The organism is Sphingobacterium sp. UBA7631, assembly GCF_002483935.1.
GTDB lineage: Bacteria > Bacteroidota > Bacteroidia > Sphingobacteriales > Sphingobacteriaceae > Sphingobacterium > Sphingobacterium multivorum.
In genome coordinates this window covers 380,827-407,244 of sequence record NZ_DLIX01000007.1, presented here as the reverse complement: position 1 = coordinate 407,244, position 26,418 = coordinate 380,827, and the positions used below count along the sequence as shown (strand labels likewise).

Here is a 26,418-nt window from a genome sequence, read left to right as displayed (position 1 = left end):
GAATCATTTATTTTAAAACTCTATAATCAATGCGAAAATTTGTACTATTTTCTGTTGCTCTTGGATTGAGTTTTCCTTCTGAATCCTATTCTTTTGCAAAAAAAGAAGGTGCTTTGAATCGCGACAATTTAACAAGCGCCTTTCTGAGTTCTTCTGCAAAAAATGCGTTTCAAAATACGGTGCAAGGTACTGTAAAGGATGGAAAAGGTCCAGTCTCTGGGGTAAGTGTGTCTGTGATTGGCGGTACTGCGTCAACTAAGACTGACGCTCAGGGGCATTTTAAAATTACAGCTGCCGTGGGGAGCAAGTTGCGTTTTTCATTTGTAGGATACGTGACAAAGGAGGTTGCCGTTACTTCAGCTACGCTTGATGTAACGCTAGCTGACGATAATCAAGCGTTGGACGAAGTGGTCGTTGTCGGTTACGGTACCCAGAAAAAAGGTAACCTTACTGGTGCGGTTTCATCGATCAATGTGAAGGAGAATCTACAGAGTCGTCCGATCGCCGATGTCGGCCGGGCAATTCAAGGAACGACACCAGGATTTAGTGTTACTGTACCGAGTGGTGAGGTTGGATCTGATCCTACCATGCGTATTCGTGGTGCAATATCTTCCATTCAAGGGAATAGTAGTCCATTGATCTTGGTGGATAATGTGGAAATCCCGAGTATCCAATATGTAAATCCGGATGATGTTGAGTCGATCACCGTATTAAAAGATGCTGCCTCTTCGTCCATCTATGGTGCGAAAGCTGCTTTTGGTGTCGTATTGATTAAGACGAAAACAGGTGGAAGTGCGGAAAAGGTTACCGTAAATTATTCCAATAACTTCTCATTCCAAAATCCATATAAAAAGTTGGAAATGGGACGTGTTAATGCCTTGAAATATACCATTGACGCATTAGAAAGAGTTGGCGGAACCGAAACTGGTGCTTTCTATAAAGTAAATAGAGAAAGTTATGAACGCGCAGTGGAGTGGGATAAAAAATATGGATCTTCAATCGGGAAAGATGATCCAACGGTATATGGCAGAGACTGGTATGTAGATCCGGGGTCGCCGACGAAAAAGTACGGTGTTAGAACGTATGATCCATATGATTATATGGTGCGCGAGTGGGCTCCCACACAAACACATAACTTGTCTTTAAATGGTACCATTAAGAAGACACAATATACAGCTTCATTTGGTTCGTTAAACCAAAGCGGTATGTTAAAGGCCGGCGATTCGGATAAGTTTAAACGGTATAATGCTGCATTAAGACTAAATACCGAACTGAATAAATATGTGACTATTAGGGGTGGAGCGATGTTTGCACAACGGAACAAGATCTATCCTTATGCGACAAACTCAACAACGGCCGATCCATGGTTGTACATGTATCGCTGGAGTTCCCTTTATCCAATGGGCTATGACGAAAATAACAACCCAATAAGGAGTCCATGGAGTGAAAATGAGGCGGCAAACCAAGCTTCCATGCTTCGCAATTATATTAATTTAAGCGCTGGTGCTACAGTTAATATAATGAAGAATTGGAAAGTAGATGTAGACTATACATTTACCAATGAGGATTATAGCTGGCGTAAAAACGGGACGAGATATACAGCAGCCAATTCTTGGGTAGCAGCTAAACAACGGTTTGATGCACAAGGAAATCCAGTTTATGTCAATAAAGAAGGAGCTGTTGTCAATAAGGGAGATGCTGATGCAACTTTAGCTTATGATCTTTCCAATGATATGTATACAGCGAATGGTTCTGCGCAAGATCATATCTATATGCGTTCACAAAATGAACATAAGCATACTGTCAATGCATTTACAACGTATGAGCTCGACTTGAATGATGATCATAACTTTAAATTTATCCTTGGTTTAAATAGAGTAACAAACGATGGTTCTTACCATTGGACACAGCGTGCTGATTTATTGGATATCACAAATCCTCAGTTTGATTTGGCTGTGGGCCAAATTACGGGTAGCGGTGGTGAGTATTGGGAATCACAATTAGGGTATTTTGGCCGTGTGAACTATGCGTATAAGAATAAGTATCTATTTGAAGGTAATATCCGTTATGATGGTTCCTCCAAGTTTCCAACAGATTTGAAATGGCGATGGTTTCCATCCTTTTCAGCAGGCTGGGTAGTTTCAGAAGAAAAATTCATGGACTGGTCAAGGGCTACATTAAATCAGTTGAAGTTTAGAGGTTCATGGGGTGTTATCGGAAATCAAACGGTACCTTCTGATCTTTATGTTTCAAACATGGATGCGGGTCAGATTAATTACATCGTCAATGGCGCATTGTTGAATTCTGTGGGTACGCCAAAACTGAATTGGCCAAACGTTACGTGGGAAGATCTGGAAACCCTGGATTTCGGTGCGGATGCCAGATTCTTCAAGAATAAATTAGGTTTGACGTTTGACTGGTATCAGAAGAAGACCAAAAATATGTTTGCTCCTTTGGAAGGAACAACACTGACCTTGGGTTCTGCGGCGCCTTGGGGTAACTTCGGTACCTTGACGACCAAAGGCTTCGAATTGGCCATCGATTTTAATCACCGATTTGAGAATGGATTGGGTATTAATTTTAGGGCTAATTTGGATGACTCTAAATCTGTTTTTAGTGGCTATACGTCATTACGCACTACCGGTGTGAATTATAATGGTCGGGTATATGGTGATATTTGGGGGTATGAGACAGACCGTCTGTACCAATACAATGATTTTGTATTGGATGGAAATAACAATCCGCAGTTGGTAAAACCAAATGCAGATATGACCAAATATTATGGAAGTACAGATAACGTCTATCTCTTGAAAGAGGGGCCGAATGGTGAAAAGCCTGTCTATCAGCCACGATTCCAAAATTCAACTAATTTCTATTTTGGTCCTGGGGATGTTAAATTCAAAGATTTGAATGGTGACGGCGAGATCGATAATGGTGACGGTACGATCGATAATCCTGGCGATATGAAGATCATTGGTAATTCGACGCCTCGTTATCAGTATGGCTTTAGATTTGGTGCTGATTGGAAAGGCTTCGATGTTTCAGCATTTTTCCAAGGTGTGGGGCAACGTAAAGTTTGGGGAGCAGGATTCTTGGCGATTCCAGGATTTAACACTTCAGATGGAGCAATGCCTGCAAGCTTTGTAAACGATTACTGGACGAAAGATAATCAAGGAGCATTCTATCCGGCTGCATTCAACAACGGCGGTAGTGCGAATGTCAATAATATGCAAGTTCAGTCCCGCTATCTGTTGGATATGTCGTATTTGAGAATTAAGAACCTAACTGTGGGGTATACAATTCCTCAGCATATCGTGCAACGAGCTAAGATAAATAACTTACGTGTTTATGTTTCGTTGGAGAATTTCTTCACTTGGGATAAGCTTCGTGGCTTACCGATTGATCCGGAAGAGGTGGAAGGCTTCTCGATTTTTAATGAAACGAATTACAACGGTGGACGTACAGGTGTTGGAACACCAACATTTAAGAGTGCCTCATTTGGTGTTCAGTTAAACTTTTAAACGAATTTGACAGATGAAATTAAATAGAATAAAAATTGGATCTATCATGCTTTCCGCCATGTTATTGGGGGTGGGCTGTAGTAAGGATGTGCTGGATAGGCCTGATCAAACTAAAGTAATCGATGAAAACTTTTGGAGAAATGAAGCTGATGTTCGTTTGTATGCAAATGATTTTTATTTAAATTATTTTGTTGGCTATAATACTTTTTATGGTACGGCCTATGCTCCCTTAGTGGGATATAACTATGCAGATGACTTTACTTCTGAAGGAACGCAAGGTGGCTTTGAGTCAGTTGTTCCGACGAGTAGAGGTGCGAGTACGGTGACACCTGATATGTTGACGACCTACTCAGGGCCGACCTGGAATTTTTACTGGGTTAGAAAGGCTAATGTGATGTTGACCAGGATTGAAACAAAGGCCAAGTCAAAATTGTCAGAGGCTGAGTATAAGCACTGGACTGCAGTAGCTCGTTTTTTTAGAGGCTACGAATATAGTAGGTTAGTTTCTGTGTTTGGTGATGTGCCTTATTTTGATGTTGAAGTTGATCCGATGGATCAGGCTACAATGTATAAGGAACGTACCAAGCGCGGGGAGGTTATGGATAAAGTCTATACAGATTTTGAGTATGTGCTTGATAATATGCGTGCTGATGACGGAAAAGGTTATGTAAATAAATATGCAGCAGCGGCACTTATTTCTAACCTCATGTTGTTTGAAGGTTCCTGGGAAAAATACCATGGCTTGGATCAAGATCGTGCGAAAAAGTATCTCGCGCTTGCGGTTAAAGCGTCCGAAGTTGTCATGAATAGTGGAAAGTGGTCTTTTGGAAGTGATTTTAAAAGCCTGTTCGCATCTGAAGATCTTTCAAGCAATCCAGAGGTAATTTTCTTCAGAACTTATAATGATGCCTTGAAAGTAACGCACGCCGTAGGTTCTTACAGTAATGGTACTGAAGGGCAGAAGGGCGTTAACTTGGATTTGTTGAAATCTTTTATCTGTAACGATGGAAAGGTTTGGCAAAACTCAGCGCTCACAAATGCTTCGGACTTTTCGATGAAATCTTTGGCGAGAACGAGAGACCCACGGTTTGAAGCTTCGTTGATGGATACCGTTAATACAGCTTCATCAACATTTGCTTACGGTCATAAATTTGCTGCTAGAGAAGCCTTGACGTATATTGGAAAAACTTATCCAGCAAAATGGAGTAGTAATACAAATACAAATGATGCTCCGATTGTGCGTCTTGGTGAGGTTGTGTTGAATTGGATTGAGGCAAGGCAGATTCTTGCGGAGTTTTTTGGTGGAGCAGCTGTTACCCAAGGTGATTTGGATAAATCAATCAATGCGGTACGGAATAGGCCGCTAGACGCAGATGCCATAGCTAAAGGGGTAAAGAAAACGGCACCTTTGACATTAAATTCCCTGCCGAACGATCCAAGCCGCGATGCGGATATATCGCCGTTGATGTGGGAAATCAGACGCGAACGAAGAATGGAATTTGTATATGAGTATGCGCGATTGAATGATATCCGTCGCTGGAAAAAATTGGATTATATGAACTTTTCGCGCAATGTCGATTATTCATTGGGTCCCTGGGTAAATATCAAAAAGGATCTTCCAAATCGTTTGACAAAAGCTTACGAAGGTGTTTTGAAAGTCCGTGACGCAGCAGGAAATACAATCACGTACAATGGTAAAAACGCCGATGCTATGGTGGGATATTACGTTGTTCCGAAATTTGCAAACAGGGTAAGTTTTACCGATCGGTCGTACTTGGCTCCTGTTGGACTGAATCAGATTCAACAATATGCAAATTTGGGCTATATCTTAACACAGACGCCAGGCTGGCAATAGATAGCATTGTATTAAAAGGCCTTTCTGAATTTCAGAAAGGCTTTTTAATACATAATGAATTTTGATTTATATGAAGATGCATAAAAATGCAATATCATTTCTGTTTTATGCATAAAAACGCTATTTTTAAGAAAACATTACGCATGAGGTTTCCAATTATCACCTTTTTTATTGCATTATCCTGCGTTTTTAACGTTGCGATAGCACAGCAGTCCTTCAAATTTGCCCACGTAACAGACACGCATGTCGGTGGTGCAACAGGTGAGGAGGATTTGCGACGTACTGTAAAGGACCTGAATACATTGAAAGATATTGATTTTGTTATAGTCTCCGGAGATATCACCGAGTTTGGTGCTGATCATGAGTTAAAGCTTGCGAAGCGAATCTTAGATAGTTTGCAGCTGCCTTGGTATGTGATTCCGGGAAATCACGATGGTAATTGGTCAGAAAATGGAGCCAACACGTTTCGCACCGTTTTTGGTGGCGAAACCTTTTTCTTTAAGCATAAAGGCTACGCATTCATTGGAACCAATTCAGGCCCCAATATGCGCATGAGTCCTGGTCAAATTCCTCGGGAAAACCTGGTTTGGATGGATTCCATTTTTGCAGCGAATCCGGATAAACAGCTACCATTGATCTATATTAATCATTATCCACAGGATTCATCGTTAAATAACTGGTTTGACGCACTGAAAAGAGTTAAAACGCGGAATGTCCAGTTGGCGCTTTGTGGGCATGGTCATGCCAATAAATTATACGATTGGGAAGGAATTCCGGGGGTGATGGGACGGTCTAATCTGCGTGCGAATAAAGCGGTTGGGGGTTATAATATCGTGACCATCGCCGATGGCAAAGCCAGTTATCAGGAACGTAATCCCGGTGTAGGAATGCAGGAGAAACCTTGGGTTGTTGTTCCAATGTTCGACCATCATTATGAAAATGAAACGATAAGCTACCCGAGACCAAGTTATGCTGTGAACGCAAAATATGCGGACCAGGTTAAAGTTAATTGGACGTTTGAAGACGCCAGCGATATCGGGGCGGGACTAGCCGTTTACAAAAATAGCGTGATTACATCAAATACCGCGGGCGATATCTTTGCGCTTGACTTAAAAACTGGCAAAAAGCTATGGGCATACCGTACCGGCGGTAAAGTTTATTCTACGCCAGCTGTGTGGAAAGGGATTGTCGTGGCGGGATCATCGGATCATGCAATTTATGCGGTAGATGCCGGTAATGGCAAGTTGTTGTGGAAGGTGGAGACTGAGAAGGCGGTTTTGGGTTCACCCTTGCTACATGATGGCGTGGCTTTTATCGGTGGCTCGGATGGTAAGTTTAGAGCGCTGGACATCAAGACGGGAGCTGTAAAGTGGAGTTTTGACCAGGTCAAAGGATTTGTATCGACGCTGCCAACGTATTATTTGGGGAATGTAATTTTTGGTTCCTGGAGCAATGGATTCTATGCTTTGGATGCCAAAACGGGTAAGCTTTCGTGGGAGTGGAATAATGGACAGGCCAATCGGATGTTTTCTGCTGCGGCATGCAATCCGGTGGGGGTAAACAATCGTGTTTTTGTAGTTGCACCGGATCGTTTTATGACAGCACTGGATGCGAAGAACGGTGCGGTCATCTGGCGGGAAAAGAAAGATACCATTCGGGTGCGCGAGTCTATGGGGTTGGCTGCAGATGATAAATTGGTTTATGTGAAGACGATGGATGGGGATCTTTTAGGTATTTCGGTTGCTGGTGATCGTATGGATGTTGCCTGGAAGTCCAAACTTAAATTGCCCTACGAATTGACACCTTCTGCAATTACATCCAATGGCAAGTTGGTCTTTGTGCCGAGTCATTCGGGTTTGCTATCTGGAGTTGACGCAAAAACAGGCGCGGTAGTATGGCAATATAAAATATCCAATGGAATGGTTAATCCCGTTGCACTAAATGGGAGAAATACCGTGATAGCGAGTACGATGGATGGCAAAATAGTTTCATTACAGTTTTAAGCAATCGATTGAAATGATCTTTTTGAAAATAAATGCCTTGATATGATAAAAAAATGTCTAAACTTCTTAAATTTACGTCAAGCTTTTTTGCTTGTTTTTGCATGTTTTGTTTGTAACTTTGCGAAAGCACAGCAAAATGCTTGGATTAGAATAAACCAATTGGGCTATACTCCAGCGGGCAAGAAGGTCGCGGTATGGGGTGGGAAATCAATCAGGCAGCTTCGTTCTTTTGAAATTAAAAACGCACAAACGGGTAAAACAGTCTATGTACATCCTGTTGGAAAAGATTATGGGGCTTATGGTCCTTTTGTTCAGAGCTTTCGTTTTGATTTCTCTTCCATGCAGGATACTGGACGCTTTTTTGTTCAGGCCGGAGATGTGAAGTCTCCAACATTCCGAATCGCTCGGGACGTTTATAAAGGAGCGGCAGATTTTGTACTGCGTTATATGCGGCAACAACGGACATTGTTCAACCCTTTTCTGAACGATAGCTGCCATACACACGATGGCTTTGCGCTGTATGCAGGAAAGGTTGGCATTCCCGATAGCTCCCGTATCGATGCGGGTGGCGGTTGGCATGATGCTTCTGATTATTTGCAATATGCGACAACGTCAGCAAATGCAACATTTCATCTGTTAGCGGCTTACCGCGATTTTCCAAAGGTGTTTGGTGATCTAAAGCAAGCAAATGGTCTTGATGGAAAAAATGGCCGGGCCGATGTGCTCGATGAGGCAAAATGGGGCTTGGATTGGCTGTTGAAAATGCATCCCAAGGCCAACCAAATGTACAATCAGATTGGTGATGACCGGGATCATGCCAGCATGCGGATGCCAAAGGAAGATCCTTACTATGGTCGTGGATTTGAGAGACCGGTGTATTTTATCGATGGCGAGCCACAGCAGCGTGGCAAGTTTATGAACAATACAACCGGGACAAGCTCTACTGCTGGTAAATTTAGTAGTGCTTTTCGCCTGGGGGCGATGTTGTTTGACAAAGAGGATCGGAAATATGCAACGCTGCTTTCGAAGAAATCGGAAACAGCCTATGCTTATGCCAATATAAAACCAGGCGTGACACAGACAGTTTCTGTGAAATCGCCCTATATTTATGCCGAAGATAATTGGGTAGACGATATGCAGTTGGCCGCTGCAATGGGTTTTTCGATGACAAAAAAAGAAAAGTTTGCACGAGAAGCCTTACGCTTCGCCCGGCAAGAAAAGATTACACCTTGGATGGTTAGCGATACTGCTGCACATTATCAGTGGTATCCTTTTATCAATCTTGGGCATTATGAGTTGGCAAAAGGATTAAAAGGACAAGATCGCGAGGAGATTGTTTCCTATTATAAACAGGGGATTGAGCAAGTCAATCGGAGAGCTGAGAAAAACGCTTTTTTTCGGGGAGTTCCCTTTATTTGGTGTAGCAACAACTTAACGGTATCCTTTGCGATCCAATGTCTCTGGTATAAAGAATTGACGGGAGATGCACATTTTGATGAGCTAGCCCAAGCTAATTTTGACTGGTTATTCGGGGCGAACCCTTGGGGCACGAGTATGGTATATGGTCTTCCGGCTGGAGGCGATACACCTGTCGATCCGCATTCGGCGTTTACCTTTCTTGGAAAGCATCCGATCGACGGCGGATTGGTTGATGGGCCCATTATGGCATCCACGTACCGCAATCTGATTGGTATCAAGTTGAATAATCCGGATAGCTATGCGGAGTTTCAAAGTGATCTGGCGGTCTATCATGACGACTACGGAGATTATAGTACGAATGAGCCGACAATGGATGGTACCGCTTCGTTGATTTATCTGTTGGCTTCAAAGGAGGGTAAGGCCATGGAGGAGCCTACCGGAAAAAAGTAACACGGGATATTTTTGGAGCTATTGTCCGGGGCGACTCGACAAAACGGCAGGTGGCCCTGGTGTTTACCGGTCATGATTTATCTGAGGGTACTGCTGAGGTATTAGCAAGTCTAAAGCATAATGGCGTTAAAGGCTCTTTTTTCCTGACAGGCGATTATCTCAGAACTCCAGGTTTTAAGCCGTATGTCCGTCAGATGTTAAGCGATGGGCATTGGATTTCGGGGCATTCGGATAAACATATTCTGGTGAGTGACTGGGGGAGTAGGGAGGTGCTTTTGGTCAAACGTGACTCTTTTGTCGCTGATCTAAAAGCAAACCTGAAAGCACTGGAAGGCGCGGGTGTCAAAAGAGAGCAGCTGTCCTATTATATTCCTTCTTATGAATGGTATAATAGTGAAACAGTCGACTGGGCAAAGGCAGTTGGTCTAAATTCGGTTAATTATACACCAGGAATACGGACTGCGGCTGATTATACCTATCCTGAAATGGGGGGGCGTTATTTATCGTCGACAGCGATTCTCGACAATCTCTGGTCTTACGAAGCTCGATATGGGCTCAATGGATTTTTGATATTGATTCATATGGGAACTGATGATCGGCGGAAAGATAAGCTGTATCATCATTTGGATGATATCATTAGCATATTAAAGGGGAAAGGGTATCAACTTGTGGATGTACCCGATTTATTGAAATAAAGAAATACAATATATACTAATAATGGTAAATACAACGGAGAAAGATTCGAATTATCAGGATTTGGACAAGATGTCTGTGCATGAGTTATTGACAAATATCAATAATGAGGATAAATCTGTGCCACTTGCTGTAGAGCAGGCTATCCCTCAGATTGAAGCATTAGTCAAAGTCACTGTGGAGAAAATGAAGGCTGGTGGTCGAACTTTTTATATCGGCGCTGGTACAAGTGGCCGTTTGGGCGTGCTGGATGCCTCTGAATTACCTCCGACATACGGCGTTCCATTTGAATGGATCATTGGGTTGATTGCTGGTGGTGATACTGCAATTAGAAAAGCAGTTGAATTTGCAGAAGATGATCTGGAGCAAGCATGGAAAGATATGGAAGCGTATGATATTGATGAAAACGATGTTGTTATCGGCATTGCGGCTTCTGGAACCACACCTTATGTTATCGGCGGATTGAAAACGGCAAACGAGAAAGGGCTTGTGACGGGCTGTATTGTCTGTAACGGAGGGTCCCCGATTGCGGAAATAGCGCAGTATCCGGTTGAAGTTATTGTTGGGCCAGAATTTGTTACCGGGTCTACGCGAATGAAATCGGGTACAGCACAGAAACTTGTGTTAAATATGTTCAGTACCGCAGTGATGATCCAATTGGGTAGGGTAAAGGGGAACAAGATGGTCGATATGCAATTGTCAAACCATAAGCTGGTCGGTCGTGGTGTACGTATCATTATGGATCAGACCGGGGCGCTTGAAGAAGAAGCTGCGGCTTTACTTGAGCAATTTGGTAATGTAAGACAGGCAATCGAAGCTTATCAGGATACCCATTGAGCATAACCTATTAAAATCACCTATTTAAAAACAAACTATGTCACCAGTAATATTATTATCTTTTATAATAATCTATTTTGCAGTTCTGCTTGCTGTAGCTCACTTCACCTCGAAGGGAGCTTCCGATAACTCTACCTTTTTTGTCGCAAACCGGAACTCTAAATGGTATATGGTCGCCTTTGGGATGATCGGTACCGCGCTCTCCGGCGTAACTTTTATCTCGGTTCCCGGCGCAGTCGGTGCGTCTGAATTTAGCTATTTTCAATTTGTTCTTGGGAACGCCGTTGGTTTTGTCATTATTGCCTATGTATTGCTTCCGCTCTATTATAGAATGAACTTGACTTCCATTTATACGTATTTGGAAGAACGTTTTGGGCACACCACGTACAAGACCGGTGCTGCTATTTTTTTGGTTTCCCGTACGATCGGTTCGGCGTTTCGTCTTTATCTGGTCGCAATCGTATTGCAGCATTTTATTTTTGATGCCTGGAATGTGCCTTTCGCGATTACGGTCGTTATATGTTTGGTGTTAATCTGGATGTATACAAACAAGGGTGGCTTAAAGACGATTATTGTGACAGATACCCTACAGACTACCTTTTTAGTGACCGCAGTAATTCTCTCTATCTATTTTATGGCCAAAGGATTAGATTTTGGTATCGTCGATACTTTCGAGGCTGTAAAAGAAAGTAGTTATTCCAAGATCTTTTTCTGGGATGATTTTGTCGGCAGTAAAGCAAATTTTTGGAAACAATTCTTGGGAGGAATTTTTGTGACCATTGCGATGACTGGGCTTGATCAGGATCTAATGCAAAAGAACTTATCGATGGGGACCATTAAAGAAGCCCAAAAGAACATGATCACTTTTACAAGTGTTTTTGTGGTCATTAATATTTTCTTTTTAGCTGTCGGTGCTTTGCTGTATATCTATGCGGCTAAAAACGGAATTGATGTGACTCAACTGGCAACACGCGATTATTTGTACCCAGAAATTGCATTAAACCACTTGGCTATTGTTCCTGCAATCATCTTTATGATGGGATTAACGGCTGCTACTTTTGCAACGACAGATAGTGCGCTAACGGCATTGACAACATCTTTCTGTGTGGACTTTCTAAATTTCAATAAAAAAGAAAATCCCAATGATCCAGCGCTGATCAAGCAGCGTAACTATGTGCATTTCGGTTTTTCCATTGTGATGCTGTTGGTTATTCTGGTCTTTAAGCTGATCAATGATGACTCGGTCGTCAATGCAATCTTTACTGCGGCGAGTTATACCTATGGACCTTTATTGGGTTTATTCGTTTTCGGAATATTCACAAAATATGCCGTGCGGGATAACGCTGTACCTTATATCTGTGTACTTTCGCCTACCGTCTTATTTTTGCTTAAAACCTATGTTATTGAAGTGTATACACCTTATGTTATCGGATTGGATTTGATCATTATTAATGGTTTTATCACGTTTGTGATGCTTTTGATCAGTTCTCCAGGTAAAGCAAGTGAAAAAGCATTGTCCCACAATTAATGCATTCCAGTGATAAAAAGTTTCTCCATTGGTGAGAAGATGTAAATACAAGTATTGATTTTGATTTGTACGTACAGAAAAATTAAGTTAAGTTTGATATACTTAGTTTTTCTGTACGTATGTATCATAGCATAAATGAGACTACGGAGTTTATCCGTAGAAAAATTGGAGATTTTACTCCAGAATTCGGTATCATCCTAGGTACTGGTTTAGGTAAGTTGGTGGATGAAATTGAAGTCGAGTATCAGCTGATGTATTCCAATATACCAAATTTCCCCATTTCGACTGTTGAATTTCATTCTGGTAAGCTCATTTTTGGAAAATTGAGTGGCCGCAATGTGGTTGCTATGCAGGGGAGGTTGCATTATTATGAAGGTTACGATATGCAACAAATTACCTTTCCGATCCTTATCATGAAAGTTTTGGGGGTACAAAAATTGTTTGTTTCCAACGCTGCGGGCTCCCTGAATCCTGATGTGAAAAAAGGTGACCTTGGAATTATTGAAGATCATATCAATTTGTTGCCGGATAATCCGCTACGCGGACAGAATTTGGCCGAGTTTGGTCCACGATTTCCGGATATGAGCGAGCCTTATAACCGAAAGATGATTGGACAGGCTCTTGAAATTGCAGCCAAACATGCTATTGCTGCGCGAAAAGTTGTTTATGTTTCTTCCGCAGGTCCAAATTTGGAAACAAAAGCGGAATATCGTTATATGCGCCTGATCGGTGGGGATGTGGTCGGTATGAGTACCGTTCCAGAAGTGATTGTTGCTAATCATATGGCACTGCCGGTATTTGCGATTTCTGTTGTTACGGATGAAGGCTTTCACGAGGAGCTTAAACCCGTATCATTACAGGAAATTGTTAATGTTGCGGAGAAAGCGGAACCTAAAATGACATTAATTTTGAAAGAATTAATAGCTTTGCAATAAATTACCTCTTCATGTATCTCTGTTGAAGGAGAAGGTTGTTGGATTTGTGTGCGGTGAAGGGTAATTGGTTCATTGAGGTGAATTTAGCTTTTTTGGTTTTTATATAATTTTAGATGAAGTTGATCGTACGCATACTTGCCGCATGGTGTGTTTTATTTATTTATTCCGTGGATGTCATTGCGCAGAGCAAAGAGGATTGGAGTAGCGCATTGGATTCGGCCAGAGCCAAAGAGGACGGGAAGAAAGATTCTGTCATCCTTTCTGCGAAGTATATCCGATATGCCACACTGGATATGTTAAAAAAAGGAACTTATACACGGCAGATCGATACATCACATCATAATTATCAATATTATAATCCGCAGAATTTACCTTGGAATCCCAGTGTGAACCTTGGGGCTTATGGCCTTGCCACACGGGATCTATTGTTCCAGCCTAAAAAGACCATTGGCTTTCAGTCTGGTTTTACAGCGTTGGAACGTTATTTATTGAACCCCGATTCGGTCCAATATTTTAGGGCCCGGGCGAGGTACTCCGAATTGTCCGCGGTAGGATTCTTTTTTAATGACCAGGTTTTTAGGGCTCGGGTGGCGCAGAATATCAATTCCCAATGGAATATGAATGTCGATTTCCATTCTACTAAAACGGATGGATTTTACCTTGGACAGAATTATTCGGATTTAAAGGCTTCAGTTGCTTCTTGGTATGAATCGAAAAATAACCGGTATAATTTGTTGATCAATGGCGTATTTAATCGTTTGGATGCCATGGAGAATGGCTCTATTACAGAAGATCTTCCATTTGCGCCTGGAAATAGACAGTCTCCTGATCGATTTATACCGAAATTCTATGATGCCGGTAACACAAGGGTACCTCGATCTAAGTGGTGGGATAATTCATTCTTCCTGAGACAGTCACTTTATTTGGGACGATTGGATACGATCGATAAAGGCAAGCCGACCATGCAGATCCATCCGACCAATAGTATGGCGCATAATACGCGTATCCGAAGGCAGACATACAGCTTCTTCAAGAACATGGATGACCAAAATGCAGCATTACCATACAATAATAGAGCATTGGCGCTAAACAATGATAAGACGTTGATCACGAATGTTTCCAATGAATTTGAATATAACTTTTTTCTCAGAGGGAAGTCGGTCTTTAAGAACGAGGCAAAGTTGAATTTGGCTTTTCAGCACGACATGAACTGGGTGGAGCAGAATCAGTTGGACTCCATGCGGTATTACAATAATACATCAGCCTATCCACAGCCGCTGAAGAAACTGCCGGATAGCACAACATTTGATCGTTTTTATCAGAACGGAATTGTGAAAGGTGAATTAGGATATAAGTTTTCAGATCGTCTTGATTTTAGTTTAAAAGCGAATCAAATCGTATTTGGCCACAACTTTGGAGATTTCTTGTATGAAGCTAAAGCGGATATCTCGATGGGGGATAAAATCGGAAAGGTGACGTTGTCAGCTTATTCACAGAACAAATCTCCGGAGATGGTTTTCGAGAATTTAAATTATACCTACGGAAAATGGAATGATTTAGATCTTAAAAAGACGAAAATTCAGAATCTGGGTTTTCAATATGCCAATCCGATGCTTGGTTTCCATGGTAAGGTGGAGTATTTTTTGATGAACAATTATACCTATTTCGAAGAGTTGTCCAATCCACAGAACGATCCTAAGAAGGATAAATGGATTGTTCCGACACAATTGGATAAAGCTAATTTGCTGAAGGTAACCGTTGGCCAAAAGTTTAAACTAAACCATTTTACCTTCGATAATCTCGTGGTCTATCAAAAGACAGATCAACAGGATGCATTGGCAGTTCCCGAGTTGTATACCTGGCATAGTTTGTATTACAGTAACCTGTTTTACAAAGTTATTGATTATAGTATCGGTCTGGACGCAAAGTTCAATACACCTTATGCCAATCCGAATTATTCAATTGGGACGGGACAGTTTTACAATGCTTACAAACAGATTGAGTTTTCGACATATCCAATCATGGATCTATGGATTACAGCGAATATACAACGGGTGAATATGTTTTTGAGTTATAATTTTTTAAATCAGAACTTCTATCCGCATGGTTACTATACGGTCAGACGTTATCCGATGAATAGTGCTAATTTTAGATTTGGTATTTCTTGGAAGTTCTATGATTAAAAATTATTTCGGTGTTTCTTAGCTTGTTGTGATATTAAAGGCATAAAATCTTATAAAATAATTTTGAGAATAGAATTTTTAAGCTATATTTGCACACGCAATTAGGGAACGGCGTTCTTTAAAAAAGTATGGAGGCTTAGCTCAGCTGGTTCAGAGCATCTGCCTTACAAGCAGAGGGTCACAGGTTCGAATCCTGTAGCCTCCACCATACAAAGTCGGAGAATTAGCTCAGCTGGTTCAGAGCATCTGCCTTACAAGCAGAGGGTCACTGGTTCGAATCCAGTATTCTCCACCAATCCAAAACGGAGGCTTAGCTCAGCTGGTTCAGAGCATCTGCCTTACAAGCAGAGGGTCACAGGTTCGAATCCTGTAGCCTCCACAAAAGCATCATCAATTGGTGCTTTTTTTTCGTTAGGGGGTTTAGCTCAGCTGGTTTAGAGCACTACCTCGACAAGGTAGGGGTCACTGGTTCGAACCCAGTAATCCCCACGATAAAAAAAGCGTTCTTCATGAACGCTTTTTTTATGGGCTGAATTCGCTGTAAATTTGAAAGTCCCCGATCCGGTATTCAATCTATCTCGGGAATCTTTCGCATTTATTTTCTAACTATTTCCGTTTCTTCCCTAGTTTAATTCCGTAACCTGTTGTCCATTCAATAAAATCAGCTTTACCGCCATGGGCTTTAATGGAAACACCGGCAAAGAAATCTTTGTAAACTTTATAACGTACTCCTGCTCTTAAATACACGGGCATGCTCTCGCCATTGAATTCGTTGCGATGAAGATAGACTCCTACATTTCCGTTGATATAAAGGCGTGAATTTAACACATGATCAATGTAGAATGCGGGGCCGTAAGAAAATAAAGCGGAGAATTTTCCGGCTTTGTCGCCGGCAACCTTCTCGTCGTTTCCACTGGCTGAATAAAATGCATCAAACCCAGCGCCAAGCCGCCATTTGTAGCCGAAATGCTTGCTGTAGTATGCACCTAGCATAGATTTAAAATATTGGCCATCGTGTTCGCGATCAATCTGTTTGAAGCCAAAGGCATAGTTGAAATGGAGTTCCTCTGTTTTCTCCATTTGTGGAATACTACTTTTTCTATAATCAAAAGGCTTGTTTGTTGGTGTATACGAAACCGATAGGCTCAACGGGACGAGGTTTATCCCTGTGTTCGGTAATGCCAGGGCGCCATTGCTGAAGTGGTGGAAGGCTGCACCAGCCCCTACCTGAAAGTTTTTATTTAGGCGGTAGTTGACCTGAAGTCCAAGATCAATAAATACATTGTTTTTGCTGCCAATAAGTAGGTTGAACGGATTGTCCTCCTCACTATAGGGGTTGAATCTCCCGGAAAGACCGAGCGCAATGCGGTAGTTGAAATTCCATCTTGAATTTACTTTTGGCCGAATAGGAATGGCGACAAAGCCATAGGCGGCGAAAGGTCGTCCGAGGTGCTCCTGACCAAAAGTACTGCTGTAGATGCCTATGCCGTATATTGGATAGTTGTATATTTCATTGTAAATACTCTTCAATGAGTCTTGAAACTGGGTCTGAAAACCGACTCTAAAATTTAATCCACTATAGTATGAGTCAGCAAGGGTTTCTTTGGAGCGCTCATTGAATTTGAGTTCGCCCCCGCTTTCATGTTCAAGTTGGAACATAAGTCTCGTCTTAGCTGGGGTACGGCTTTGTAAAGTGTCATTCGGATTTTCTATTCGGGGTGTGACCTGTGCTGTGGCACGAAAGGAGAGCAGTGTCAGGGCCACAAAAGCAAGTATTCTTGATCTCATGAAATAAAACGTTAGCGTTTTTTAAAATTTTTGCAAAAATAAGAATGATATATCATTGTAACAACAGTATTTAAACAGTAGCGAAATCAAGTTATAAAAAATGCCATTTTTCAGCCACACCATGTCGGTTAGTGGTGAGAGAAATTAGGCAGCTTAACTATCAGGCTGTCAAATGGGTAAATAATTATTGTTTATGTCTGTAATTATATTGCATATAAAAAGCAATTTATCTAAGTTTGAGGTGAAAAGAAAAAGGAAATATGATTAAAAACCTATTTAGAATTACTGCTGTTACGTTTGCACTAACAACAGCAGGGTGTGCTTTGTTTGCTCAAAACGCCAAATTTGATTGGAAAGAAGCATCTGAGGGGGGGTACACCTACAAGTACGTCACGAATGACCCTACACATTCACGGTTTTACAAGTTAAAAAATGGCTTAACGGTGATTTTGAGCCCGACCAAAAAAGAACCACGTATCCAAACTTACATTGCGACAAAAGCGGGGAGCAAAACAGACCCGAAAGATCACACCGGTTTGGCCCATTATCTGGAGCATATGCTGTTTAAAGGAACCGATAAATTTGGTTCTAAAGACTGGGCAAAGGAAAAACCTTTGTTAGATCAGATTGATGCGCTCTATGAGAAATACAATGGTACAACAGATGAAACCGAACGGAAAGCAATCTATAAGGAAATCGATAAAGTATCTGGAGAGGCTGCGAAATATGCTATTGCGAATGAATACGATAAATTGATGGCATCAATGGGGGCGGAAGGTACTAATGCATTCACCTCATTTGAGCAGACAGTCTATCAGGAGCAAATTCCTAGTAATGTAATGGATAAGTATCTCGCTGTACAGGCAGAACGGTTTAGATATCCGGTATTGCGTCTGTTCCATACTGAGCTGGAAGCTGTGTATGAAGAGAAAAATATCAGTCTGGATAAAGATAATCGTAAGGCTGTAGAATCGATGTTTTCAGCTGCTTTTCCTAATAATAATTATGGAAAGCAGACGACAATTGGTACTGTAGAGCACCTTAAAAACCCATCTTTGAAAGCGATTCGTGAATATTTTCACACCTACTATGTCCCTAACAATATGGGGGTTATTATGTCGGGTGATTTTGATCCTACAGAGGTGGTGAAAAAGGTGGATAAGGCCTTTGCTTTTATGCAGGCGAAAGAAATTCCGGCCTACACGTTTGATGCAGAGAAACCAATTTTAACTCCTGTTGTCCGCGAGGTTAAAGGTCCGGATGCTGAATTTATGTTAATGGGATTCCGTTTTCCTGGCGCTGCAACAAAGGATGCCCGTATGCTCAATCTGATGAGTCAGATCTTGACAAATGGTTCTGCCGGTCTGATTGATCTGGATTTGGTGAAGAATCAAAAATTATTAGGTGCAGGTGCTTTTCCGTATGTGTTAAAAGACTATTCTCTGCTTCTGTTGCAGGGTAATCCTAGTCAGGGACAGAGCTTGGAACAGGTGCAACAGCTGCTGTTACAAGAATTGGCAAAATTGAGAAAAGGAGAGTTTTCGGATGAGCTGATCACGGCGATTGTGAACAACGCTAAGAAAGACGAAATCAAGCAAAATGAAAGTTATGGTGATCGTGCTGAATCATTGATGGATGCCTTTACTTCGGGTCAGGATTGGGCGTCTGTCGTGGGCTATTCGGATGAGTTGAATAAAATCACCAAGCAAGATGTGGTTGATTTTGCTAACAAATATTTGAATGACAATAATTATGTTGTTGTTTATAAGCGTAAGGGAGTTGATAATAATGTCGTTAAAGTTGTTAAACCTGAGATTACTCCTGTAACGGTCAATCGTGATGACCAGTCTGATTTCTTGAAGAAAGTAGAAGCATTGCCAGAGGATAAAATTCAGCCGGTATGGGTAGATTATAACAAAGATATTCAGAAGGCTACTGCAAACGGTTTGCCAGTACTTGCTGTAAAGAACTCAGATAATGAACTGTTTTCGCTGTCTTATCGTTTTGATGGTGGAAAATGGAGCAATAAATTGCTTTCATTGGCTGCGGGTTATCTAGAATTTTTAGGTACAAAAGATAAATCCAGTGAGCAGTTTAGCAAGGATTTTTATCAATTGGCGTCTGATTTTTCAGTGTCTGCAGGAAATGAAGAAACTATGGTGTCGATTTCAGGCTTGAATTCAAACTTTATAGCTACACAGAACTTGATTCAGGATTTATTGCGTAATTGTGTTGCTGATCAGGAGGCTTTCAATATGTATATTGCCCGTCTTAAAAAAGCGAGAGCAAATGCGAAAGAAAACAAGGGAGCGATCATGGAAGGCCTAAAATCTTATGCTAAATACGGCGCTAAAAATCCATTTAATAATGTGTTTACAGACGCGGAATTGGATGCTTTAAAAGCGGAGGATTTGGTGAAGGCATTGCACGATTTGGCTAATATGAAACATACGATGCTTTATTTTGGCCCGTTAACTGCCGCGGAATTTGTAGCGAAAGCGAAGCCTTTGAAACAAGGGGCTGGAGAGTATGTTCCGGCGAAAAAGGCGGTCGTGTTCGCAGAATTGCCAACAAGCAAGAACCAGGTTCTTTTTGCTAATTTCGAAATGAAGCAGGCTGAAGTATTTTGGTATAGAAGCTCAGGAGTATACAGTAGTGCCTTGACACCGACTGTTTCTCTGTTTAATAATTACTTTGGTGGCGGCATGGGAAGTATTGTCTTCCAGACTATCCGTGAATCGAAAGCATTGGCTTATTCAACTTATGCCTATTATGGACAGCCTTATAAAAAAGAAAACCATTACACCGTTGGGGCCTATGTTGGGACGCAGGCTGATAAGTTTAACGATGCGATTAAAGGCATGAATGAGCTGCTGGATGTGTTGCCTGAAAGCGCTAAAGGGTTGGATATTGCGAAAGTAAGTCTGGAAAAATCAATTGCCAGTGAACGTGTGTTGAATGCGTCTATATTAGGTAGTTATCTAGCTGCACAACGTTTGGGAAATGCAACTGATATTCGTAAAGTTGTCTATGAGCAAGCGCCAAAATTAACTTATGGTGACCTAAGCACTTTCCATAAGAAAGAGATGAGTCAAAAGCCGTACGTTTATTGTATTGTAGCGAAGGAAGAAAGTCTTAAGCCAGCGGATCTTGCGAAACTGGGCGAGGTTAAAAAGCTGGATCTTAAAGAGATCTTCGGCTATTAGATCCCGGATTGCTTGTCTTAAGAATTAGATTAGCGTATGATACGAAAGAAGCCTCCGGTGTTTGCCGGAGGCTTCTTTCGTATCAGGTTTTGTGATGCCCTTTGTTTTTTATTCTTGTTTCACGCTACGGAATCCTTGTTTCACTGTTCGCGAGTAGGATTAGTTTTAAGGTGAATTCGCTATCATGGCTACTAAAACTAGCGTATTAAAACCTGATAATCTCCTCAATCTGTTCGTTGATAAATTGCAGCGTATCTTCTTTGAATAACTGCCCTTCATCATTCAGTTCGTTCTGAACATTGGGTAGAAAGATCTTAAGGGGAAGCACGTGCATTCTTAAGTAGTGGCATATGCCCGTCAGGTGATCTATGCCGCGGAGGTTGCCATAGCGACCTGAGGATAACCCAACCAATGCAACTTTCTTGTGATAAAAACTAATCGGAAATGTACAGCAGTCAATGAACAGTTTCAGTGCTCCTGGAATACTTCCATTGTATTCGGGAGCGATGAAAATAAATAGCTCAGCTTTACTGACCATTTCTTGGATGGGTTCAAATGCGGTGCTTCTTTTTCCGTAAAGATCTGTTTCTAAAATGTTTGCTGGTAGATCTTCCAACGAAAAGATGTTACTTTCAATTGACTTACGATCAAGTAATTGCTGGTAGCATTTTGCTATTTTTAACGTCTTACTATTGGGACGGTTTGTTCCGGATATTATTAAAATCATTGTGTTGTTGATACTTATAAAAAGCGCATTTTCAAAGTGGATACATATCTTGATTTTTTGTATCTTAGCATCCTGAGGATATGTGCTTTCGATCAATCAAAAGTACGAAATATGCTGAATTAGTTTTGTTAATTTGAATCGCAGATAAAAATTTGGGCAAATTGATCTTCAGAAACGTGAAATGTAGTATAAAATGACATTTTAATTAAGAAAGGTTTTCATTCAAGATGGGAAAAGTAATTGCAATCGCAAATCAAAAGGGTGGGGTCGGAAAAACCACAACGTCAATTAATTTGGCGGCTAGTTTGGCGGTTTTAGAATATAAAACATTGTTGGTCGATGCAGATCCCCAAGCAAACTCTACTTCTGGGATTGGCTTTGACCCTCGTACAATCAGCGCAAGTGTATACGAATGTTTAGTGAATGATTTGGATCCTCGTGAGGCTATTCAATCAACAGAAACGCCAAATTTGGATCTTTTACCGGCTCATATTGATTTGGTTGGGGCAGAAATTGAGATGATCAATATGCACGAAAGGGAGTACAAGATGAAAAAAATCTTGGATCAGGTGAAACAGGATTATGATTTTATTATCATCGATTGTTCGCCTTCCTTAGGCTTAATTACAATCAATGCACTATCTGCTTCGGACTCAGTTATCATTCCGGTACAGTGCGAATACTTTGCCCTAGAAGGACTTGGTAAGTTGTTGAACACAATTAAAATCGTTCAAAACCGTTTAAATACAAGTTTGGAGATCGAAGGAATTTTGTTGACCATGTATGATGTTCGTTTAAGATTGTCAAATCAGGTGGTCGAGGAAGTGAAAACACATTTCACAGATTTAGTTTTTGATACGATTATTCAGCGAAATACCCGTTTGAGCGAAGCTCCAAGCTTTGGAATTTCTGTTATCATGCATGATGCGTCCTGCAAAGGGGCAATAAATTATTTGAATTTGGCACGCGAGATTTTACAGAAAAACGGGCATCTTAATGAAATGAATAAAACAGTAACCGCATAATATGGCAGCACATCAGCGTAAAACAGGACTGGGAAGAGGCTTAGGTGCGCTATTAAACGATAGTGTAGAAGTTCCTGCTAAAGGTAATCAGCAAGTGGAAGAAGCTCCTCTAGTTACACCAACTGCAGTAAAAACAACAAAAGAGAATGGCAGTATCAGCCATGTCCGTGTAGAAGAAATATCTGTCAACCCTTTTCAGCCGCGTACAGAATTTGATCCGGTTGCCTTACAGGAGTTATCGGAATCGATTATTTTACAGGGTTTAATTCAGCCGATTACCGTACGTAAAATTTCGGACGGAAATTATCAGTTGATTTCCGGAGAGCGGCGTCTCCGCGCTTCGCGCTTGGCCGGTATCACCGAAATTCCAGCGTATATCCGTACCGCCAACGACCAGCAGATGCTGGAGATGGCCCTGATTGAGAATATTCAACGGGAGAACTTAAATGCTATTGAAGTAGCCTTAAGCTTTCAGCGTATGATTGAGGAGTGTAATTTAAAACAGGAAGAATTGGGTGAACGTGTTAGTAAAAACCGTTCTACTGTTACAAATTATCTCCGTTTATTAAAACTTCCACCTGTCATTCAAGCGGCAATACGCGATGGAGCCTTGACTATGGGACATGCTCGTGCCCTGATTAATATTCCAGAGGTTGATAAGCAGCTTTATATCTTTAAGTTGATTATTGATCAAGGTTTATCCGTCCGTAAGGCGGAGGAGTTGGTTCGTGAGTTACAAAAAGGCGGTAAGAAAAAAGCTGGAAAAGATAAAGCTCCGATGTCTTTTCAATTGCAGAAAATTGAAGATGATCTGGCGTCGAAATTTTCTTCTCGGGTCAAATTGAATCTGAAGAGCACGAAAGGAAAGGGTGCTATTGAGATACCTTTTGAGTCGGAAGATGATTTAAGTCGCATTCTTGAATTGTTAGATTGGTAATATGGCCAAGTTAATAAGCTTGATATTTGCGGTGTTTGCACTGTCGGTAGTACATGGACAGACTGTGGATACAATTCCTAAGAAACAGTTGGCACCCGTCAAAATAGATAGCATAAAGCAAAAATCGGTACAGGATACCGTAAAGAAGGAATCTCGGAAGGAACGTAAAAAACGGGAGAAGGAGGAGGCGAAGGCGAAAGAGAAGGTTGTGTTTAAAGATTCAACCCGTTTGGCTATCGAAGCAAAAAATAAACAAGCTTGGAAGCGCTCTTTAGTACTTCCAGGCTGGGGACAATATACAAATGGCGGCGTTTGGTGGATAAAAGTACCTGCAATCTATGGTGGCTTAATAACAACCGTACTTGTTTTCGATTTTAATAACCGTTATTATAAGGAATTACTGGGGGTATTACAAGACAAAGCTCTTGGTAAGCCGATTGATCCTTATTACATCGGAATCTCCGACCAATCTATCATCCGGGCAAAAGATAATGCGCGGCGAAATCGAGATCTCATGGTGCTACTTACGTTAGGTGTTTATGGCCTGAATGTCGCAGAAGCTTATATCGACTCGATGCTTAAATATCGCTGGAGTATCGGTGATGATAAACCCAAAAAAACGGCTTTCTTAATAGGACCTACTTTAATGGATGCTAGTCTCGCGTCGGGAACTTATTCGTTTAAACCTACGGTCGGACTTAAATTGACCATGAAATTCAATTAAAATCTCCTGTTTTAAAGGTTATATTTTGATTCCTTTTGTTTATTCATGAGTTTATTTCTTTATTAAGGGATTCATATAGCCCAAGCAAATTTAAGACAATAAGGACTGAACAGTTTTATTTTCATACGGGTTTATGGTTTTAAACATGGGTATTTCATTGAAATTTTTTAATTTTAAAAATAAACTATACTTTTTTCTAAATATATGAACATCATTCTCTTGGGATATGGCAAAATGGGGCAGATTATCGAAAGATACGCGCTGAAAAGAGGCCATCAAATTTTTTTAGTTGTCGATGAACATAATCGTCCTAACCTGACTGCTGATGATATTAAAGGTGCTGATGTCGCAATAGACTTTAGTGTACCTTCTGCAGCATTGGATAATATGAATCTTTGTCTTGAGGCAGGTGTACCTATTGTCGTCGGAACAACCGGTTGGTATGATCAACTGGAGGATGTTAAGGCGAAGTGTTTGGATGCTGATGGTTCTATTTTGTATGGATCCAACTTCTCTATCGGAGTGAATGTATTCTTCCATATCAATAGAATGTTGGCGAAGGCATTGCAGCCTTATAAACAATATGATGTTCAGGTAGAGGAAATACACCACATTCACAAATTGGATGCACCAAGTGGTACAGCAATTACGATTGCAGAGGGGATATTGGATAATAGCGATGTGAAAACCAATTGGGTAAATACTGTTGTTGGTGAACAGGATGAGCTTATTCCAAAACCACAGGAACTTTTAATAGAAAGTCATCGAATTGAAGAGGTTCCGGGAACACATACGGTACTTTATAGTTCTGAGGTTGACCAAATAGAATTTAAACATACCGCACATAGCCGTGATGGATTTGCTTTAGGAGCTGTAGTTGCTGCTGAATGGTTGAATGGCAAAAAAGGTTTCTATCAGGTTACTGAAATTTTTGATTTTAATAAATAGTACTAATTAGTAGATTATGGGATTAATTATATTTGCGGTTTTAACAGCAATATCGGGATATGGTTTGTGGCAATTGTTTGTTAAAGCTGGCAGAAATGGCTGGGAAGCGATCGTGCCTTTTTATAGCCAGTATATTCAGGCAAAATTGACGGGAAGACCTACATGGTGGGTAATTTTATTGCTCGTGCCAATTGTCAATGTCTTTGTTTTCTATAATCTTTACCTTGATTTTATCCATTGTTTTGGAAAACGCCGGTTTTGGGAGAATGCTGCTGCTGTTTTAGTGCCTTTTATCGTTCTGCCCATGTGGGCAAAGGACAACAATGTGCGTTTTTTGAATGGTTTATATGCAAAGAATTTAAAGGCAGCTACTCAGGAAGGTATTGAACTGACCGAGGAGAAACGTGCCGAAATTGCACTTGAATCTTACAAAGATTATAAAATTAAATATCCGTACAAGAAATCCATGGTACGCGAATGGGCAGATGCCATTGTATTTGCAACTGTAGCAGCGTCACTTATTCGTGGTTTTCTGATCGAGGCTTATATGATTCCTACAGGATCGATGGAGCGTACCTTGTTGATCGGGGATTTCTTATTTGTAAGCAAGTTAAATTATGGACCACGGGTTCCTAACACACCGATTGCCTTTCCTTTTGCGCATCATACGATGCCCATCACTGGTGGGAAAGCATATTCTGAATTGATTGAACTACCTTATAAGCGTTTGCCAGGATTTCAAAAGATTGAGCGTAATGATGTTGTTGTTTTCAATTTTCCTGCAGGTGACACTGTCGCGCTCGAGAACCAAAATGCAAGTTATTACGATCTTGTTCGGGCTTATGGCTGGCAGACTGTCAATTCCCAATTTACGATCCAGGCAAGACCTATTGATAAAAGGGAGAACTATATTAAACGCTGTGTCGGATTGCCGGGCGATAAAATTTTCATGAAGGATGCTAAACTCTTTGTGAACGATCAACCGGGTTTTGATCCTCCAGAAAGCCAATTGGACTATCTCGTCTTAACGGATGGTACCCCATTAAATATGGATAGATTACGGGAGTTGAGAATAGAAGCGGCTGGTGGAGATCAGCAGCCTGGTGTTTATCAGTTGTTCATGACAAAAGATGAATTAGCTATAGTAAAATCGTGGTCGAATGTCAAAGAAATCAGAAGAAATCCTGGTGGTGAAGGTGCTTATCCGTACGATCCACAATACAAATGGAATTTTGACAATTTTGGGCCGATTTTAATCCCGAAGAAAGGATGGACGGTGGCATTAAATGCACAGACTCTGCCCATTTATGAAAGAGCGATCCGCGTTTACGAAAACAATAAGTTAGAAAAACGTTCGGATGGGATCTATATCAATGATGTGAAAGTAGACCATTATACGTTTAAAATGGATTATTTTTGGATGATGGGTGATAATCGCCATAATTCCTTGGATTCAAGAGGTTGGGGATTTGTTCCCGAAGATCATGTTGTCGGAAAGGCTTTATTTACTTGGATGAGCTGGGATGAGATTGGTACAGGACTTTCGAAAATTCGCTGGAACCGTATCTTTAAAGGAATTCATTAGCAACTGCCATTTGAGCAATAACACCGCTATTTGGGGTGCAATAAAAAAGGGCTT

17 protein-coding genes and 4 tRNA genes are annotated in these 26,418 nt (G+C 41.1%); 19 read left to right on the top strand and 2 right to left on the bottom strand.

Annotated features, from left to right (window positions below; all coding sequences use genetic code 11):
* Positions 1-29: 29 nt before the first annotated feature.
* The 13 genes from B3P16_RS13635 to B3P16_RS13575 all read left to right on the top strand — a co-directional run bounded on the left by B3P16_RS13635 (position 30) and on the right by B3P16_RS13575 (position 15,913).
* Positions 30-3,521: a SusC/RagA family TonB-linked outer membrane protein gene (locus B3P16_RS13635; RefSeq protein WP_159333453.1), complete on the top strand. Its 3,492-nt coding sequence runs from the start codon at positions 30-32 to the stop codon at positions 3,519-3,521.
* A 13-nt stretch (positions 3,522-3,534) separates the two neighbouring features.
* Positions 3,535-5,376 carry a RagB/SusD family nutrient uptake outer membrane protein gene (locus B3P16_RS13630; RefSeq protein WP_286802848.1) on the top strand — a complete coding sequence of 614 codons (1,842 nt, stop codon included), beginning with the start codon at positions 3,535-3,537 and terminating at the stop codon, positions 5,374-5,376.
* A 143-nt stretch (positions 5,377-5,519) separates the two neighbouring features.
* Entirely contained in the window at positions 5,520-7,379 is a 1,860-nt protein-coding gene (locus tag B3P16_RS13625) for a PQQ-binding-like beta-propeller repeat protein (protein ID WP_286843279.1), read from the top strand.
* A gap of 42 nt (positions 7,380-7,421) precedes the next feature.
* Entirely contained in the window at positions 7,422-9,248 is a 1,827-nt protein-coding gene (locus B3P16_RS13620; protein WP_286843277.1) for a glycoside hydrolase family 9 protein, read from the top strand.
* Between the two features lie 59 nt (positions 9,249-9,307).
* Positions 9,308-9,943: a polysaccharide deacetylase family protein gene (locus B3P16_RS13615; RefSeq protein WP_286843276.1), complete on the top strand. Its 636-nt coding sequence runs from the start codon at positions 9,308-9,310 to the stop codon at positions 9,941-9,943.
* 22 nt (positions 9,944-9,965) lie between these two features.
* Positions 9,966-10,778, top strand: a complete 813-nt coding sequence (murQ, locus tag B3P16_RS13610; RefSeq protein WP_046672659.1) for an N-acetylmuramic acid 6-phosphate etherase — start codon at positions 9,966-9,968, stop codon at positions 10,776-10,778.
* Between the two features lie 37 nt (positions 10,779-10,815).
* The gene (locus tag B3P16_RS13605) at positions 10,816-12,306 is read left to right on the top strand and encodes a sodium:solute symporter (RefSeq protein WP_115046435.1); all 1,491 of its coding nucleotides are present in this window, start codon (positions 10,816-10,818) and stop codon (positions 12,304-12,306) included.
* Positions 12,307-12,425: 119 nt separating this feature from the next.
* A complete protein-coding gene (locus B3P16_RS13600) occupies positions 12,426-13,241 on the top strand; it encodes a purine-nucleoside phosphorylase (protein WP_286843274.1) in 816 nt (271 codons plus the stop codon).
* Positions 13,242-13,354: 113 nt separating this feature from the next.
* A complete protein-coding gene (locus B3P16_RS13595; RefSeq protein ID WP_286843272.1) occupies positions 13,355-15,424 on the top strand; it encodes a putative porin in 2,070 nt (689 codons plus the stop codon).
* A gap of 130 nt (positions 15,425-15,554) precedes the next feature.
* Positions 15,555-15,632 (top strand) — tRNA-Val (locus tag B3P16_RS13590).
* A 9-nt stretch (positions 15,633-15,641) separates the two neighbouring features.
* A tRNA-Val gene (locus tag B3P16_RS13585) sits at positions 15,642-15,719 on the top strand.
* A gap of 9 nt (positions 15,720-15,728) precedes the next feature.
* Positions 15,729-15,803 (top strand) — tRNA-Val (locus B3P16_RS13580).
* Between the two features lie 35 nt (positions 15,804-15,838).
* Positions 15,839-15,913 (top strand) — tRNA-Val (locus tag B3P16_RS13575).
* A 117-nt stretch (positions 15,914-16,030) separates the two neighbouring features.
* On the opposite strand, the gene B3P16_RS13570 is transcribed toward B3P16_RS13575, so the two are convergent.
* Positions 16,031-17,212 (bottom strand): acyloxyacyl hydrolase, encoded by a 1,182-nt coding sequence (locus tag B3P16_RS13570; protein ID WP_286843271.1) that lies wholly within the window; start codon positions 17,210-17,212, stop codon positions 16,031-16,033.
* A gap of 260 nt (positions 17,213-17,472) precedes the next feature.
* On the opposite strand from B3P16_RS13570, the gene B3P16_RS13565 reads away from it, so the two are divergent.
* Complete coding sequence (locus B3P16_RS13565) at positions 17,473-20,418, top strand: M16 family metallopeptidase (protein WP_286843270.1); 2,946 nt, start codon at positions 17,473-17,475, stop codon at positions 20,416-20,418.
* A gap of 205 nt (positions 20,419-20,623) precedes the next feature.
* Here B3P16_RS13565 and B3P16_RS13560 read toward each other — a convergent pair whose 3' ends face one another.
* A complete protein-coding gene (locus B3P16_RS13560; protein ID WP_286710244.1) occupies positions 20,624-21,145 on the bottom strand; it encodes an NADPH-dependent FMN reductase in 522 nt (173 codons plus the stop codon).
* A gap of 227 nt (positions 21,146-21,372) precedes the next feature.
* On the opposite strand from B3P16_RS13560, the gene B3P16_RS13555 reads away from it, so the two are divergent.
* The 5 genes from B3P16_RS13555 (at position 21,373) to lepB (ending at position 26,364) form a co-directional block, all read left to right on the top strand.
* The gene (locus B3P16_RS13555) at positions 21,373-22,170 is read left to right on the top strand and encodes a ParA family protein (protein WP_070561294.1); all 798 of its coding nucleotides are present in this window, start codon (positions 21,373-21,375) and stop codon (positions 22,168-22,170) included.
* Position 22,171: 1 nt separating this feature from the next.
* The gene (locus B3P16_RS13550) at positions 22,172-23,107 is read left to right on the top strand and encodes a ParB/RepB/Spo0J family partition protein (RefSeq protein ID WP_112375041.1); all 936 of its coding nucleotides are present in this window, start codon (positions 22,172-22,174) and stop codon (positions 23,105-23,107) included.
* A gap of 1 nt (position 23,108) precedes the next feature.
* Positions 23,109-23,831 (top strand): DUF5683 domain-containing protein, encoded by a 723-nt coding sequence (locus tag B3P16_RS13545; protein ID WP_201640035.1) that lies wholly within the window; start codon positions 23,109-23,111, stop codon positions 23,829-23,831.
* 204 nt (positions 23,832-24,035) lie between these two features.
* Positions 24,036-24,779 (top strand): 4-hydroxy-tetrahydrodipicolinate reductase, encoded by a 744-nt coding sequence (gene dapB, locus B3P16_RS13540; protein WP_070561291.1) that lies wholly within the window; start codon positions 24,036-24,038, stop codon positions 24,777-24,779.
* A gap of 16 nt (positions 24,780-24,795) precedes the next feature.
* The gene (gene lepB, locus B3P16_RS13535) at positions 24,796-26,364 is read left to right on the top strand and encodes a signal peptidase I (protein WP_112375039.1); all 1,569 of its coding nucleotides are present in this window, start codon (positions 24,796-24,798) and stop codon (positions 26,362-26,364) included.
* Positions 26,365-26,418: the final 54 nt, after the last annotated feature.